Source organism: Anseongella ginsenosidimutans (assembly GCF_008033235.1).
GTDB classification, from domain to species: Bacteria; Bacteroidota; Bacteroidia; order Sphingobacteriales; family Sphingobacteriaceae; genus Anseongella; species Anseongella ginsenosidimutans.
Genome location: NZ_CP042432.1, coordinates 461,702 through 478,110, shown reverse-complemented (window position 1 = coordinate 478,110; position 16,409 = coordinate 461,702). Strand labels below are relative to the sequence as shown.

Sequence of the window (16,409 nt, the reverse complement as noted above, 5' to 3'; positions counted from 1 at the left end):
TCCTAAAGCAATACGTCATGAAATATTTAACGATAACACCCGGAATAGCAGGTATCCTGTCGATTCTGCTCTTAATAAACCTGAATAGCTGTACTGATCTGGAAGTGGAAGTATTCGATGAAGTCATTGAAAGCGAGTTTACCCCTACCGAAGATGACCTGATCTCTTTAATTGCCCCGGTTTATACCCCGCTGAGGATGTTTGCCGGCTGGCAAGGTTATTTTGACCTTCAGGAAGAAAGCGCCGACCATATCATTACCCCTGTGAGGCCTAACGGCTGGTATGACGGAGGTATTTACCAGCGAATGCACTGGCATAAGTGGACTATCCAGGAGTGGCCGCCAACGAATCTCTGGAATAGCTGTTACAGCGGGATCAATGCGGCCAACAGGGTGCTTATGCAGCTGGAAACAGGAACTATTCCCGTCGCCTCCGGGAAGGAAGCCATCATTGCAGAGCTGAAGACGACGCGCGCCTTTTACTATTGGCTCCTATGTGACAGTCACGGCAATGTACCCATTGTTACCGATTTTGCTGCGACGGAACCGCCTACGCAAAATACCAGGAAGGAAGTGTATGACTTTGTTATCAAGGAGCTGACGGAAAATATTCCCCAGCTTCCGGAAGAGGCCGGCTTATCCATGTACGGGCGATTTAATAAGTGGGCCGGCAAAGCCCTGCTGGCCAAAGTTTATCTGAACGCTGAAGTTTATACCGGCACGGCGGAATGGGATAAATGCATAGAAGCCTGCAATGATGTTATCGCCGCCGCAGAACAGGGCGCTTATGCCCTTGAGGCCAGGTACAGCGATATTTTTAAAACTGATAATGAAGGTTCTTCCGAGCTGATCTTTGCCATTCCTTACGACGATATTTTTGCCACCCAAAACATTATCCACATGAAAACACTTGATCCCATTATGCAAAGAGTCTATCCGATGCAGGTACAGCCCTGGGGCGGAAACTGCGCCGTTCCCCAGTTTATTGATACCTATGACCCTGATGATACCCGCTTAAAAGATACCTGGATCATGGGCCCTCAGTATGATGCCGTCACAGGCGAGGAGCTGATCAATTATGTAAAAACAGTGAACAGCATCGAATCCAGCGAAAGTAATCAGGGATACCGGATCGGTAAATACGAAATCCGGCCCGATACCAGGGGAGGGCTGAGCAATGACTTTCCTGTTTTCCGCTATGCGGACATTCTCATGATGAAAGCTGAATGCCTGTTAAGAACCGGTCACGCAGAAGAAGCGGCCCTATTAGTCACCCGGGTAAGGGAAAGAGCCTTTAATGGTACTGTTCCGGAGAAAGCCCTTGTTACCGGGGCAATGCTTGAACAGGGCAGTACCTATCAATACGGTTATTGGGAAAACGGAAGTGTCACCGAACCCGAGGGAGGAGAAGACATACAGTACGGAAGATTCCTCGATGAGCTGGGCTGGGAATTCGCCGCTGAAGGTCGCCGCCGGCGGGACCTGATCCGTTTCGGAGTATTCGCTACCAAGACCTGGTTTCAGCATCGTCCCTCCTCAGCGGACAAAACGATATTTCCCATTCCTGAAGCAGAACTCAATAAAAACCCCAACCTGGTCCAAAATCCAGGGTATTGACGGTAATTCAGGAAAAAAGAGGAAGCAAAAGCCGGGGCCATGCGACCCCGGCTTTGCCAAACATACACCTCAGACTGCAATAGCTGATTCCGCCCGCACCTTTCTAACGAAGTCTTCTTCTACGCCTGCGAGGTCGGCGATTTCCTGATCGCCGAAGCCGCTTTTTTTAACCAGGGCTTGCACAAAGGCAAGGTCCTTGAGTTCTTTCATTCTTTGTTCACCTTTAGCTATCCCTTCCTTTAGCCCTTCCTTTAGTCCTTCCTTTAGTCCTTCCTTTAGTCCTTCCTGCCGCCCTTCTATTCGTCCTTCCGCCAGGCCTTCTTTCCTGGCTTCGCGTTTCCACACCTTTCGAATGTTTCTCTGGTCGCGTTCATAGTCGATTAACATTGTTCTATCCTCCTTTTTTATTTTTTTTATTTCTGTGATTTGTAATAGATTCCGGAACCATGGTTCATCCAACAAGGGAGATGCGTTCTTTACAGGACCCGGGTTTTTTATGACATACAGCCAGTTATCCAGATTGGTCTGCAGGTCAGCAATTCCTTTTTTGAACTTAGGGAGTTCAACGAGCATTAGTTCAACCATAACCGGATAGGGGTCGCAGGTTTTGATATGGCGGAATCCATAAGAATTAACATACTCGTTCTGTATTCCAGAAGGCACATCGATGCCCTCCCAGGGATTAAAATCCACAATGGCGATTCCATTGATTTCCGGGAGAGGATAATTATCGCCATTTTTTCCGGCCGGGACCTGCTCGCTCCCTAAACGGAACAAATAATGCATGAGACGGGCTAAAAAATTGTCCTGGCGCTCGCGCTGCATTTCTATCAGGAATTGTTCACCTTTATCACCCTTACATTGCAGATCGAAAAGCACTTTCCTCGTTTCCTTTAATTCTCCCTGCCGCTCTGTAGGACCGAGTTGGAGATCACTAATGATTTTCCGGCCCTCGAAAAGGCTGTTTAGAAAATGGAGCAACAGGTGTTTATTTGCTTCCCTGCCAAAAATATGCTTAAAGGCAAAGTCGGATCGGAGATCCAGGTAAGAAGGCTGATAGTCGGCAGGCGGCTCCATTACCTGTAGATCGTTCAAGGCAGATTGCTCTTCAAGGCAAGGATAATACTTGTTTTCTCCCGGCGCCCGCAGGTCCGGTCCCTGCATGCTGGCTTGCCGGAGGCTTTTTCTTTCTTCCCGGGGGCAGGGGATAATCCCGACGGTTAAACGACAAAACAACCCGGTGTTCTTCAATGGATACATGTTCTTACAGGTTTTGTTTAAGCGTTAATCGCCGGAAAATGTAGATCAGCGATAGTAACGCCGGTTAAATGATTGTAAGGGTAAAGGTAGGGAGCAAATTCGTCAAGGCCAAGAAAATTCGTAGAGCTTTTAGGAATACTCTGATAAGCCAATTGCAGGAAAGGAAAGCAGGCCCAATCCCCGGGTACAGGCTATCCCGGTAAAGGCCAATCCCGGTACAAGTCAGCCCTGGTGCGGGTCGCTGGCGCTATGTCCGTTTCCTGAAGCCATCTCAGATGGTTGGTGGTTCACGCGTGAGAGGCCGTAACACAGCCGGCGCCGTCTTCAATGCTTACAAAATAAGCGGCAAGCCGCATGCCGGTTGCCTCGTGATAGATGCCGGCTATTTCTGCTGCAAGGGATTCCGCAGCCTCTGCCCGGACCAGGTTAATGGTACAGCCGCCGAAGCCTCCTCCCATCATACGGGCTCCGAATACGTCAGGCCGGGTTTCTACCATTTCTACCAGGAGATCCAGCTCAAAGCAGCTGACTTCATATTGGTTCTTCAATCCGTAATGTGTTTCAAACATACATTGCCCGAATTGCCGGAAATTATTTTCTTCCAGATGTTCACAGGCTTCTTGCAGGCGGTTCATTTCGCCAACGACGTAGCTGCATCGCTGGTAAACGGTTTCGTCATGCGGTTTTACATATTGACGCAGCATGGTTTCGCTGACATCTCTCAGGCTGCTTACACCAGGGTGATGTTCTTTTACAAGGCCGACGCCTGCTTCGCATTCTTCCCGGCGTCTGTTGTATGCGGAAGAGGCTAATGAATGTTTTACCTGGGTATCAAAAAGTACAATACGGAGATCGCTGGCAGCAAAGGGAACATAATCGTGTTCCCGGCTGGCGCAATCCAGTTTAATCAGGTGCCCCTTTTTTCCAAAAATGCTTGCATATTGGTCCATCAGGCCGCATTTAACCCCAACGAATTCGTTTTCCGCCGCCTGCGCCTTTAAAGCCAGGTCAAGGCGGCTGTAAGGAAGATCGAAAAGACTGCTTAGAGCGGTGGCGGTAGCGCATTCCAGGGCGGCGGAGGACGACAGCCCGGCTCCCAGGGGATATCGCCGCCGAATGCAATATTGAATCCGCCCAGGGAATGCCCGTCTTTCAGGAACTGTTCCACTACCCCCAGAATATAGTCCGGCCAAAGCTTCCCGGAGCGCCGCAGTTCTCCAGCCCTGGTTTCAAAATGTTCGCTATAGTCATCTGAAAAAAGGTGGATGCTGTCGTCTTCCCGACGCTCTATGGCAAGGTAGATCGCTTTGTCAATTGCCGCAGGCAGCACCCAGCCCTGGTTATAATCTGTGTGTTCCCCGATCAGGTTGATCCTTCCGGGAGCCCGGAAAATGAGGGGGCTGGCGCCAAATAGCTCTCTAAAAGTTCTTTTGATTTTTTGGGTTTGTTCCATTCCTTTCCGTAATCGATTGCACAAAGAAACAAATTTTTTTCATCATGCTCAGACATTTATTCTCTGCGAAGATTCGCGGATGAGCAGCACCGGATCCAGGACAATCTTTTCCGCGTTCGTCTGCCCGTTCTCTTTTTTCTTCCGGAGGTCCAGGAAAAGCAAGGCGGCTTCTTCTCCCATTTTAATGGTTTGCTGATCAATAGTAGACAAGGACGGAGTTATGTAGGAACTGAAGGCTTCATTGGCAAAGCCGATCAGGCCAATCTCGCGGGGAATGTGCAGCCCGATTCTTTTTATCGACTGCATGGCGCCAAGGGCGGTAAAGTCCTCAACGGCGACAATGGCATCCGGAGGCACGGCGCTGCTCAGCAGCTTGTCCGTACAATCACGGCCGGAATCCACGGACACCTTCCCGTAAGCGATTAGATCATCCTCCACAGGAAGCCCCCGAACCCGCAATGCATCGGCATATCCTCGTAAGCGGTCATTGAATATCTTTATATGCTGCTGCCCGGAGATATGTGCAATCCGTGTATAACCCTGTTCAATCAGATGCATGGTAGCCATATACGCACCTTTGTAATCATCGATCACTACAGAAGGCACCTGCAGGGAATCGTCCACCCGGTCAAATAATACCAGGGGAATATTTCGTTCCTTGACTTCCAGGTAGTGCTGGTACCGGGTCGTTTCCTTGGCCACCGAGGCGATAATGCCGTCTACTTTCGACTGGAGGAGCGCTTCGATCCCTTCCGCCTCGCAGGAGGGGTCTTCATTGGACTGGAACAGTAGTACTCTGTAGCCCTTGCTGCGAGCCACCCGCTCTATGCCGTGTACGACGGAGCCGAAAAAACTGATCTCTGCACTGGGAATGATCACCCCTATGGTGTGCGTACGCCCGGAACGCAGGGAAGAAGCTAGTTTGTTTTGCCGGTAATTCAGGCGTGCGGCAGTTTCCCGCACCATTTCCTTAGTGGCTGCGCTAATGGAAGGATGGTTATTCAAAGCCCTGGAGACTGTGGCGGCAGTGGTATTAAGCTCCCTGGCTATATCGTGTATGGTAGTTTTTCTCTCCAAATTTTACGTTATCGGTTGCGTAAATATATAGGACATTTTTTGCTTATTCAATTTTTTTGCGTAACTATGTTTTACGTAATCGATTGTTTAAAACTTAACTTAACCAACTTGTCATCCGACGATAGGCACCTGGTAAAATCACTTCGCGAAGAAGGGGATATGCAAAGCTGCATGAGTGCGTTTGAGCAGCTTTACAATAAATACCATGGAGTCTTGTTCCGTACTTCCCTTAAATTCATTAAATCGGAAGAGCTTGCCGGCGAAATTGTCCAGGAAGTATTTGTTAAGCTGTGGGAAAACAGGCAAAACCTCAATGAAGACCTTTCTTTTGCCGCTTACCTTTATACAATGGCCCGTAACCACATCTTCAATATGCTCAAGCGAAGCGCACGTGAAAGCAGGATCAGGGAGCAAATAAGAATGCATGCTGCAACGGCCAGTAATTCCACGGAAGACAACCTTCTTTTTTCGGAATACCATGCCGTCATGAATACGGCGATAGCACAGCTTCCGCCTCAGCGGAAACGCATTTTTATTATGTGCAGGCAGGAGGGCAGAAGTTATGAAGAAGTTGCCGGTACGTTCGGGATATCCAAAAGTACCGTCCGGGACCATATGGTCAAGGCACTAAAGTCGGTCCGGGAGCATCTGTACCTGAAAACAGGTATTTCAATGGTCTTTGGCTGGCTGATCGCGATTTTCCACTAAAACCAATATATTATGAAGACAAAGATCCGACAGTTCATGACAAGCATGGGCCCGCTGCTGTTTTGCCTGTTTACCGGTACGGTCGCTTTTTCCCAGGAGGCGACAACTATTACGGGTAAGGTCACTTCCATTTTCTAATTCCATGTATTTTTGCATTTCGCGACCCCAGTCATGCATTTGTAAGGCATGAATATCCGTTTTCTGGTTGGTTGTGTGGTTATGGATGCGCTATACTATTCGGTTCACGGCATCATATTGGCTAAGGTGCCCTACTAAAGAAGACTTTAGGAAGAATATAAGCTCTAGTGCAAATAGTAAAAAGAAATTTTAAGGAGGTTTACAACTGTTAGTCGTGGCGTGATGCAGAATTGTCTTGCCGTTTAAAAACATATTCGGACGGTAGCATCCCGAACTGTTTTTGGAAATTTCGGGCGAAATGGGTTTGGGAACTGTAACCCATCCAGTTAGCGATCTCGTATATTTTATAACTCCCCTCCGCCAGCAACTCGGCTGCTTTTTTCAGCCGCGAGATATTGATCAAGTCGGCCGGAGTGAGGTCGGAAATGGACTTGATCTTGCGGTACAGGGTAGGTCGGCTCATGTTCATCATATTAGCCAGATGGCCCACATTGAGATTGATGTTGAAGAGGTTTTCCAGAATAATTTCTTGGAGCTTTTCCAGGAAAATTTCATCTGATTTGGAATGCGCCATAGTTTTGATATGCACGAGTGGGGAACCGGCAAAGTATTCCCGGATCTTATTACGGTTGGCGAGCAGGTTGGCAATCTGTGCCTTCAGGTATTCGGGGGAAAAGGGTTTTTCAATATAGGCATCGGCACCGAGTTCAAGGCCTTTGATCTTGGATTGCAGGGTGCTTTTCGCAGTTAAGAGAATGACCGGAACATGGCAATGTTCAAAATTAGATTTAATAGTTTTGCATAATTCGTAACCATCCATAACCGGCATTACGATATCGCTCACGATCAGTTGCACCGGCTCTTCCTTTAAAATATCCAGGGCATCTCGCCCGTTTACTGCTTTGAGTACGATATATTGCTCGTCCAGACCATCTGATATTGAATCGAATATCTCCCACTGGTCATCTACAAGTAAAATAACTGGCTTCCCGATATTTGTATTATGTCCACTCATTTTAAATAGTCATGTATATCACCTATTGTAGCAGGCGTAGCACCAGGCCCGGCACCGCTTACTCGGGTATTTACTATTAACATAGAATTCCAAGAAGGCAGCGCGGTAAAAGCATTCTTTCTATTGCCTTTCTGGAAAATTCGCGCCTTATTAAGCTTCTGCATTTTGTAGACATAACCCGTCATCAAAAAGAATGTATAGCTCAGAATATCAAAATCAATACCGCACGAAGACTGGTTTCGTTTCCGGATAAGGGCATCGAAGGTAGTGGAGCTTCTCAGCGGGTAATCGAAAAAACCAGTTTTCGACTCCTGATTGTTCGTCTGAAAATAAGTGATATAAGCTGCATAAGCATTTCGTACAAACTCATCCGGGTTAAAACGAACCACCCCTTTCACCCTTTCGAAAATTGTTGCTCCCATTCCGGGTTTAGAATAGTGCATATTGTAAAATTGCCGCTTTAGCGTGAGTTCGAACTAAAGCGGTTATAAGCTTCAATGCCCTTCGGCAGGTAATAAATGACCTAGTTACATTGCTTAGGGCAACAGTTTTCGTCACTTCTATTAACTCCCCCCATTGATGCGAATGAATTGAAAAGTGTCTAAGCTGACAATAAGAGCCTTTTCACATCGATTCAGATTGACTTTAAACTTCCTGTCCGGTCTTAGGCGGCGCAGGTGTTGAATGTTAACCGCTATTCGCTTATGGAAGGGGCTGATTTTAAGATACCGCGAAAGGCAATTACCTTAAGGAGTCAACCACCCAGTTCTAGTATAAAGGTAACTCTTTGTACGGTAATGTTGCAAAAAACGCTAAAAAAGAAACATTTACTTGAGACAAATTGAGGAAATTTTGAAACGAAAGTGTTGCCCATCTAAAAAAATAATTGTTTCATTTGTTCGGAGAACCAAATAGTGTTTCAAATCTAACCCTTCTTATTATGAATATGCTAAGTAAACTGTTAAAAAGACCTATCTCCATTATTTTTCTTGTAATATTATTCGGTAGCTGGGCGGACAAAACGGATATAAGTGCAGTTATTAAAGATGATTTTACCGAAAAAAGTTTCGAGTCAAAATTAGTTACAGAGGTAAATACAAAACTCAAAATCATTTGGCGCCCCAACTGGGAGAAAATCTATTTTGTTAATGAAGGCAATCCAATAACCAAGGCTCTTGTTCCATTATCTCCTGTACTAACCAACGCTCAGAATAGTTGCCTGGAATCAGATTTTGAGATGCCGTTAACTAAAAGATACTTATTTGTAGAAAAGGAAACTTCTGGAATTAAATATTCTTTAAAAACTTATGTCTTAAAAAGTTCCAAGAAGGCCGATTCTGGAACTCTTTCAGCTGATGACTTTTTGGATAATAACTTTACTGGAATGATTTTGGTTAAAAATCTAGATAACGATAACGCCACTTTACGTAATTACAACAATGGAAAACTTATAGAAAAGAGCAATACTGCCTGGGAATGTGTTTTTTGGACTGTTTGTACTTATGTACGTGGTGGCGGTGGCCCCCTATCTTGTGCCCAATATGTAACAACCACAAGTGCACGTTCTCCATATCCATATGCATATCCTTGCGGCCATCCAAGCTATAACAGCCAATGTCAATACATTCTTGTGAGTTCTTATGTTGAACGGTATTGCGAATAATGGTAATATAAGAAAACGATTATTAATAGGTTGTCAGAGAATCGGGTGGAGAAAAGACAAGTATTGTTTACGAACCCTTAGAAGGCATGGGTTTCCAAACATCATGAAGAATTGTGAAGGAACGATAGAAGACGCATAATATTGAAGTGTGATTACCGCACTTCCCGGACTCAAGCTGTGAGGCAGCAAGGACATTCTATCTGCCTGAGCGAAGTGGGAAGCTTGTCTTAAAGTGGCCAAATTCGATCCAGTCTTCCACTGAGAAACGGGCAAGGTGCGAGAGTCAGCTATCAAGGACACTCACACCTGCAACAGGAGAATCCCAATAATCTGACGGAAGAACAGTTCTGGAAAACGGAAGAGGATGCCCGCAAAGCTGTTAATTCGATCTACAATATGTTTTATAAGACCGGCCTCTGGTCACGGTGGATCTATTTCCGGCTGGACCTCACTTCTGATGAGGGCTTCAGCAACAGCCCCTGGATTGAACTCGGAGACTGGACCCGTTTTCAATATGTAAACTATAATTTCTGGGAAGGGAATGTAAATACCTGGAGTGATACGTACAAAGCCGTTTATCGCTGCAACCAGGTACTGGCTAATGTTCCGGGAATAGAATTTACCGACCAGGCAGCCAAAGACAGGATCCTGGCCCAGGCAAAATTCCTTCGTGGCCTGCATTATTACTATGCCGCCATCCTGTGGGAAAACGTACCCCTGGTACTGGAGCCTTCCAAACCGAACGACCAGCCGCAGCAAAACACGCTGGAAGAAGTCTGGGCCCAGGTGGAAAAGGACCTGACCGAGGCTGCCCAGGTGCTTCCGGGGGAATGGGATGCCGCCAATGTGGGCCGGCCCACGAAAGGCGCCGCTATGGCCATGCTGGGCAAATTATATATGCAAAAACATGAATGGCAGAAGGCCCTGGATGCTTTTGATTACCATATTAACGGGGAAGGAGCCGGCCTTTACGGCCTGGTGGACAATTATGAGGATAATTTCCGCGCGGAAAACGAAAATAATGAAGAATCGGTTTTCGAAGTGCAATTTTCAGACGCAAACATAGGCGGCGGAGAAGGCGACGGCCCTAACCAGAACATGGGCACGCACCGTCCGCAATTTTTCGCTCCGCGGGACATCGGATGGTCGGACGGGCAGGCCCGGTTCTGGCTCGTAGAGGCATTTAAAGAAGAGAAAACGACAGGCGGGGAAATTGACCCGCGTCTACAGCATACCTTATTCTACCCGGCACTAAAAGAAGACTTCGGGATGCTGGTCTACGGAAGAGAATGGCAATGGAGAGAGAACGAAGCCTGGTTCAGTAAATACGCCCGGGACCATATGCGCACTGGCGAAGATTATTTTTCCCCCGTAAATTTCAGGATGATCCGCTTCGCAGATGTGTTGCTGATGTATGCAGAGGCGCTCAATGAACTGGGAAGAACTTCCGAAGCGTATGAATATGTGGACATGGTGCGGGCCCGCGTTGGTATGGCCCCCTGGCTGCAGCTTACCCGGCCATCGGGAATAACCCCGACCTGTTCCTGGAAAGGCTGAAAAGGGAAAGGGTGCTGGAACTGTGCGGAGAAAGCGTCAGATGGGCCGACCTGAAACGCTGGGGCGATTTGGATACCCAGGAAGGTGTTGATGCCGTTGCCGCGCGTGACCCGGATTTTAATAACTTTGACGTGGGCGTGCATATCCGCCTGCCGATCCCGCAAAGCGACGTGGATAATAACCCTAACCTGGAACAAAACGACGGTTATTGATAATTATATAAAGCAAACAAAAGAAACGAATGAAACAACTCAGATTAAGCCTATGCCTGCTCGCAATATGCATGGCATTTCAGCAATGCACGAATTCACCGGACAGGAAAGAAAATGAAACTGCCGGCCATAAAACAGGCCCGGGCCAGGTTGCTGAAATTTGGAGCAAAGAAAAAGCCAACCAGTGGTATGAAAAGCAGGGCTGGCTGGTAGGAAGCAATTTTACCCCCAGCACGGCTATCAACCAGCTGGAGATGTGGCAGGCCGAAACTTTTGATACGGCCACGATCAACCGCGAGCTGGGCTGGGCGGCATCCATTGGGATGAATACGGCCAGGGTGTACCTGCATGACCTGCTGTGGGAACAGGATTCCACCGGTTTTCTCCAAAGAATGGATACGTTCCTTGCAATAGCCGACAGTCATGGGATCCTCCCGCTTTTTGTTTTCTTTGACTCGGTTTGGGACCCCTTTCCGGAGCCGGGCAAACAACGGGAGCCGAAACCTCACGTGCATAATTCAGGATGGGTGCAAAGCCCGGGGGCAAATGCGCTCAAAGATTCCACTCAATACCCCCGGTTGGAACGCTATGTAAAAGGTGTCACCAGCCATTTCGCTAATGATGACCGCGTTTTGGGCTGGGATGTCTGGAATGAGCCCGACAATACCAATGACCGGGCTTACGGAAAGGTGGAACTTGAAGAAAAGGAGAAGTACGTGCTTCCCTTGCTGGAAAAGTCCTTTGAATGGGTCCGCTCAGCTAATCCGTCCCAGCCTGTTACTTCAGGTGTATGGCTGGATGACTGGTCTTCTCATGAAAAAATGACCCCGCTGCAGCAGCTGCAGATCGAACAATCAGATATTATTTCCTTTCACAACTACGACGGCCCCGAAGAATTCGAAAAACGGGTAAAATGGCTGCAGCGGTACGAACGGCCGCTACTATGTACGGAATACATGGCCAGGCCCAATGGCAGTACATTCGAGGACATCCTGCCCCTTGGCAAAAAGTATAACATCGCTATGTACAACTGGGGGCTGGTAGACGGGAAAAGCCAGACAATATACCCCTGGGACAGCTGGGACAAGCAGTACACAGGAGAACCGGAAGTTTGGTTCCACGATATAATCAGGAAAGACGGTACGCCTTACCGGCAGGAAGAAGTTGACCTGATCCGCGAACTTACCGCGGCCGCGGAACAGGGAAAATGATAAAGTTTTATCACAAACGTTCTCAGCAAGTATCGCTGGTTTTCAGCCGCGTCGCCCGGCGCCTGGTTGTACCGGGCTGCGCGCTGCTGTTTGTTATCTTTAATAGCGCCGCTTCCGCGCAGGCGATTGCGGGCAAAGGCCGGCCAAATATCATTTTTATACTTATCGATGATATGGGCTATGCGGACCTGAGCGCCTTTGGGAACGGGCCGGTGAACACGCCTAATATTGACCGTCTGGCCGAAGAAGGGATCCGTTTCACCAACTTTTATGTGGCGTCTCCCATTTGTTCGCCATCCAGGGTGGCGCTGATGACAGGGCAATATCCCGTGCGGCATGGCTTTCATTCTTATCTTGACAGCCGGGAAAAAAACGCCCGGCGGAAAATGCCTGATTACCTGGATCCGGATGTGACAACGCTGGCGCGAACGATGAAGGAAGCCGGTTATGCCACCGCTCACTTCGGCAAATGGCATATGGGCGGCGGCAGGGATGTGGGAGATGCGCCGCTGCCATCGGAATACGGTTTCGATGAATCGCTGGTATCCTTCGAAGGGCTTGGAGACCGTCTTTTGATCAAAGGAGATAAGCTGTCGGAAGCCAGCGCCAAACTCGGCCGCGGCAAGATCACCTGGGTAGAAAAGCATGAAATGACGCCCATTTACGTGGACCGTACGATTGATTTTATAAAAAGGCACCCGGGAGAACCGTTTTATATCGATCTCTGGACAAACGACGTACACGATCCGCATCAGCCTAAGCCCGGACACCGCGAAAAGTTCAACCGGTTCGCGAATAATCACTACGCCCGTGATTTCTACGCGGTGCTGTACCAGCTGGACCGGGAGATCGGGCGCCTGCTCGATTCCCTGGACGCGATGGGGCTGAGGGAGAACACGCTCGTGGTCCTCACGAGTGACAACGGCCCTACCGACTGGCACTTTTATTATAAAGAATATTTTCAGCCGCCGGGGAGCGCGGATCCTTTTCGCGGCCGCAAGTGGAGCCTTTACGAGGGCGGCATCCGTGTGCCCTTCCTGGCGCGCTGGCCCGCCGGCATCCCTTCCGGCCTTACCGATAGTACCACGGTGATGCATAGTACCGATCTCTTTCTCACCTTCTGCCGCGCCGCGGGGCTGCAACCCCCGGCAGAAAGGGATGGCAGGGACATGCTTCCGGCCCTGAAAGGCAGCCCCGTTCAGCGGAAAGAAGCTCTTTTCTGGGAATACGGCCGGGAAGGGGTGAATTTAAAGCCCGGCAACCCCCGTTTTATCAGCCCGCAGCTGGCCATGCGGAAAGGAAATATGAAACTGCTGATCAACGCGGACAGTACGGATATCGCTTTGTATAACCTTTCGGAAGACCAGGCTGAAAATCACAATCTCGCAGAGACGCAGCCGGAAACAGCCCGGAAAATGGCCGCTGAATTATTAACCTGGAAAAGATCGATGCCTTAGTATGCGTGTGCCGTACCTTATTATATCCGCACTTTTTTTGACTGTTTACAATAGCCTGGCTCAGGATACAGCGAATATTCCCAACCCGGTACTGCCCGGCGTGGCAGACGCAGGTGTGCTGCATTACAATGGCGAATATTATATCGGCGGCGTTTCCACGAAGGGCAGCTTTTACGTATCACCTGACCTGGTAAACTGGGAAGGCCCTTATCACGTGTTTTCCATGGATAATGATTGGACGGAAGGGCCTTCGGCTGATGACAGCCAGATCCATGCCAGCGATATTCACTACCTGAACGGCGTATTTCATCATTACTGGTCCGTAAATTACTGGGGCAAGGACCATCATGTTGTCCATATCGGTCATGCCGTTTCCCCGGACGTGCTGGGGCCTTACAAGGAGCCGGTAAAGGAAACCTGGCTGGCTAACCGCATTGATCCGCATCTGTTCAGGGACAAGGACGGAAAGCTTTATCTCTATATGGTCAAGTTTACCGATGGCAATACCATCTGGGCCAGGCCCATGAAAGACCCGGCAAGCTTTTCAGGAGCCCCCCGGTATTTGTTCGCCTCCCTTCCCGGCACCTGGGAAACGCGGGATAACCGGGTGGCGGAAGGCCCCTGGGTGGTCCGCTACCGCGGCCAGTACTACCTGATGTATAACGCCAATCATACTTCACCGGATTGGGGGAACTATACCCTTGGCGTTGCCCAGGCAGACGGCCCTATGGAATTTAATCATGGGAGCAAGTACCCGCACCCGGTCGTGCAATCCAACCAGGAAGACCTGGAGGATATTTATCCTGATCTACTGAGATCCGACCCGGAAACCGAAGGAAGCAGTCAGGGGCCAACCCGTGTTTCCGTCGGCCTCTTTCTTTATACCGCTGACGCTCCCGGGGAAAACTGGAACCAGCTAAGTTTTGACGACTCCGCCTGGTTAAAAGGAATGCCCGGGCTTGGCTCTGCCCCGGTTAAAAACTCCACAACGCGGCAAGTGAGAACCGCCTGGAAAACAGAAAAGTTGTGGCTCAGGAAAACATTTTCCGTCGAAAAGGAAAAGACGGGCAATTTATCATTGCGCATCCACCATGATGGGGCAACCAGGGTCTTTCTGAACGGAACATTGATCTATAGCGATGAAGGCCGGCAGTACCGGCACTGGAATTTCGACCGGGAAGCTACTGCACTGCTGAAGGATGGGAAAAATCTCCTGGCCATTGAAAGCAGCGCCGGCCACCGTTCCGGCTTCCTGGACGTTTCCCTCTTCGATATGAAAGACCGGCGGGCAGACGACATCCTGTTTTCTCCCGGCCAGCCCAATATCCTCCGCGGGCCCAACGGCTTTGAGTGGTGGCTTATTTACATGGCCAATAAGAACGCAGAGCGAAGAGGGCAATACATTAACCGGGTTCATTTCTTTGACAAAAAACTGGTGGTGGACGGCATTACCGCCGGAGGAACACCTGGTTATCATGCCGTACCGGCCGCACCCACTTTCGGCGACCTTTTCAATGGCGCCGGGAAGGCTGTAAAGGAAAAATGGAAAATACTCAGCGGTAGCTGGAAACAGGAAAATAAAGAATTGGTACTACTGAGCGCGGACCCTGCAACAGCGCTGCCCCTTAGCCAGCCTTCCACGCACTATCTTTTCGAAGCCGGCGTAAAAATAATCGCTGATCATGGCCGGGCAGGGATATATGCATGGCGGAAGGATGAAGATAACTGGATGAAGATCCTATTAGACCGTAAAGCCCGGAAATGGGCCCTTGAGCTTCGGAAAGCAGGCGAAACCCAAACCGCTTCCTACCCCTTGCCGGATAATTTTAATTATGAGGCTTATCACAAACTGACGGTATTTAAAAATGCCGGCGAATTCCGGGTTCTGATAGACGGGCTTCCCGCGCCGGGACAATATCTTTTCAACCCTTCCGGTCAGCCGGGAACGGAGTTTCCAGGCAAAGGGCTTTTCGAAAAAGGGCTTCCCGGCCTTTACGCCGAAGCTGCGGCAGCTTTTGACGGCATACTTTATACGATAGGCTGGGACGAGTTTGATACGCAGATCACGGGCTGGAAAACGGCCTCCGGTACCATCGCGGAAGCGGATAGCTGGCACCTGTCGGAAGAAGGGATTGGCCCCGCAAGGAAGGAAGGCCGGCATTCCGTATTTAAGGGTGACCCGGTAAACCTGTATGAGTTTAGCCTGCAGGTAACCTTCGCGGGTGGCAAAGAAGGCCTAGATGCGCATGCGGAGGCGGCTGAAAACCCGGCGCAAAACCCGAATGCCGGCGCAAACCCGGATGCCGGTGCAGCCGGAAAGGCCGGCATTTATGCCGTTTACGTAGACGACGCCAATTATATTAAAGCCCTTTTCGATGCAAAGGCAAGGCAGCTGCTTATTTCAGGCAGGAAGAACGGAAAGCCCTTAAAAACACACCGGCTCTCCCTGGAAACCAGCCGGCCCCTTTACGCCGACATGAAGTATTCCGACTTTATTGAAAAACATTTTACTTTTGACTCGCCTGCCTGGATCAATGCCCTGCGATTTAGCAAAACTCCGCACGGGCAGCCGGACACCCTGATCGAAGATATTCATAGAAAAATGGATATTTTTTTCCGGCAGGGCGGCAGATGGTACCCCCTGGACGGCTACCGGGAAATACCTTCTACCCATCCCGGCTTTGAGGAGATCGGCTTTGAACCTGTCAGGGCCACCGCTCTGAAACTCGTGAACAAACAAGCCGGCGATCATCATTTTTATACCTATAAATTATGGACACGGGAGTTGTTCAGGGAATCCTCTCATGTGCGTGTGGTCAAACTCAGCGACAGCCTTATTTTCCTGGTGAATGGAGAAGAAATATTCCGCATGAGCCATGACTTTCCTGCGTCCCGGGTTGGCCTTACTGCCGTCAATGCCCTGGCAAGGTTCAATGGGATCACCTTTTTCCGACTTAAATCCCGCTAATGATCGCAATACCAGTGTCGAGATCATTTCAGATGCCCCTTACGCGGACTTTTAAATAAAAGCGGAAATTTTTC

15 protein-coding genes and 1 pseudogene are annotated in these 16,409 nt (G+C 49.2%); 9 read left to right on the top strand and 7 right to left on the bottom strand.

Annotation, left to right across the window (positions count from 1 at the left end; translation table 11 throughout):
- Positions 1-17 precede the first annotated feature (17 nt).
- Complete coding sequence (locus FRZ59_RS02065) at positions 18-1,616, top strand: RagB/SusD family nutrient uptake outer membrane protein (RefSeq protein WP_132127525.1); 1,599 nt, start codon at positions 18-20, stop codon at positions 1,614-1,616.
- A 69-nt stretch (positions 1,617-1,685) separates the two neighbouring features.
- Here FRZ59_RS02065 and FRZ59_RS02060 read toward each other — a convergent pair whose 3' ends face one another.
- The 5 genes and pseudogenes from FRZ59_RS02060 to FRZ59_RS02050 form a co-directional block, all read right to left on the bottom strand.
- Complete coding sequence (locus FRZ59_RS02060) at positions 1,686-2,876, bottom strand: Rpn family recombination-promoting nuclease/putative transposase (RefSeq protein ID WP_132127526.1); 1,191 nt, start codon at positions 2,874-2,876, stop codon at positions 1,686-1,688.
- Positions 2,877-3,163: 287 nt separating this feature from the next.
- A complete protein-coding gene (locus FRZ59_RS02055; protein WP_262713149.1) occupies positions 3,164-3,826 on the bottom strand; it encodes a galactokinase in 663 nt (220 codons plus the stop codon).
- A 30-nt stretch (positions 3,827-3,856) separates the two neighbouring features.
- Positions 3,857-3,946 (bottom strand): annotated as a pseudogene (locus FRZ59_RS19855) (hypothetical protein); the annotation flags it as partial.
- Complete coding sequence (locus tag FRZ59_RS18705) at positions 3,919-4,329, bottom strand: galactokinase family protein (RefSeq protein WP_225975142.1); 411 nt, start codon at positions 4,327-4,329, stop codon at positions 3,919-3,921. The pseudogene FRZ59_RS19855 and the gene FRZ59_RS18705, both read right to left, overlap by 28 nt.
- A gap of 48 nt (positions 4,330-4,377) precedes the next feature.
- Positions 4,378-5,406 (bottom strand): LacI family DNA-binding transcriptional regulator, encoded by a 1,029-nt coding sequence (locus FRZ59_RS02050; protein ID WP_132127528.1) that lies wholly within the window; start codon positions 5,404-5,406, stop codon positions 4,378-4,380.
- 108 nt (positions 5,407-5,514) lie between these two features.
- On the opposite strand from FRZ59_RS02050, the gene FRZ59_RS02045 reads away from it, so the two are divergent.
- Both FRZ59_RS02045 and FRZ59_RS19345 read left to right on the top strand, forming a co-directional pair.
- The gene (locus tag FRZ59_RS02045) at positions 5,515-6,114 is read left to right on the top strand and encodes an RNA polymerase sigma-70 factor (protein ID WP_158640500.1); all 600 of its coding nucleotides are present in this window, start codon (positions 5,515-5,517) and stop codon (positions 6,112-6,114) included.
- Positions 6,115-6,126: 12 nt separating this feature from the next.
- On the top strand, positions 6,127-6,252 hold the full coding sequence (locus FRZ59_RS19345; protein ID WP_262709584.1) for a hypothetical protein: 126 nt from the start codon (positions 6,127-6,129) through the stop codon (positions 6,250-6,252).
- A gap of 208 nt (positions 6,253-6,460) precedes the next feature.
- Here the strand turns inward: FRZ59_RS19345 and FRZ59_RS02040 are convergent, their stop codons facing one another.
- Both FRZ59_RS02040 and FRZ59_RS02035 read right to left on the bottom strand, forming a co-directional pair.
- The gene (locus FRZ59_RS02040; protein ID WP_132127530.1) at positions 6,461-7,267 is read right to left on the bottom strand and encodes a response regulator transcription factor; all 807 of its coding nucleotides are present in this window, start codon (positions 7,265-7,267) and stop codon (positions 6,461-6,463) included.
- Positions 7,264-7,689 (bottom strand): hypothetical protein, encoded by a 426-nt coding sequence (locus tag FRZ59_RS02035; RefSeq protein ID WP_132127531.1) that lies wholly within the window; start codon positions 7,687-7,689, stop codon positions 7,264-7,266. Before FRZ59_RS02035 ends, FRZ59_RS02040 begins: the two co-directional genes overlap by 4 nt.
- A 518-nt stretch (positions 7,690-8,207) precedes the next feature.
- Here FRZ59_RS02035 and FRZ59_RS02030 point away from each other — a divergent pair.
- From FRZ59_RS02030 to FRZ59_RS02010, 6 genes are all read left to right on the top strand, one after another.
- The gene (locus tag FRZ59_RS02030) at positions 8,208-8,930 is read left to right on the top strand and encodes a hypothetical protein (protein ID WP_132127532.1); all 723 of its coding nucleotides are present in this window, start codon (positions 8,208-8,210) and stop codon (positions 8,928-8,930) included.
- Positions 8,931-9,326: 396 nt separating this feature from the next.
- Entirely contained in the window at positions 9,327-10,487 is a 1,161-nt protein-coding gene (locus tag FRZ59_RS02025) for a RagB/SusD family nutrient uptake outer membrane protein (RefSeq protein ID WP_262713148.1), read from the top strand.
- Between the two features lie 11 nt (positions 10,488-10,498).
- Positions 10,499-10,699: a RagB/SusD family nutrient uptake outer membrane protein gene (locus FRZ59_RS19340; protein WP_262713147.1), complete on the top strand. Its 201-nt coding sequence runs from the start codon at positions 10,499-10,501 to the stop codon at positions 10,697-10,699.
- A gap of 29 nt (positions 10,700-10,728) precedes the next feature.
- Positions 10,729-11,910, top strand: a complete 1,182-nt coding sequence (locus FRZ59_RS02020; protein WP_132127534.1) for a glycoside hydrolase 5 family protein — start codon at positions 10,729-10,731, stop codon at positions 11,908-11,910.
- On the top strand, positions 11,907-13,367 hold the full coding sequence (locus FRZ59_RS02015; protein ID WP_132127535.1) for a sulfatase-like hydrolase/transferase: 1,461 nt from the start codon (positions 11,907-11,909) through the stop codon (positions 13,365-13,367). The genes FRZ59_RS02020 and FRZ59_RS02015 overlap by 4 nt, the downstream gene beginning before the upstream one ends.
- Positions 13,368-13,404: 37 nt before the next feature.
- The gene (locus tag FRZ59_RS02010) at positions 13,405-16,335 is read left to right on the top strand and encodes a family 43 glycosylhydrolase (protein ID WP_158640499.1); all 2,931 of its coding nucleotides are present in this window, start codon (positions 13,405-13,407) and stop codon (positions 16,333-16,335) included.
- The last annotated feature ends 74 nt before the right edge of the window (positions 16,336-16,409 follow it).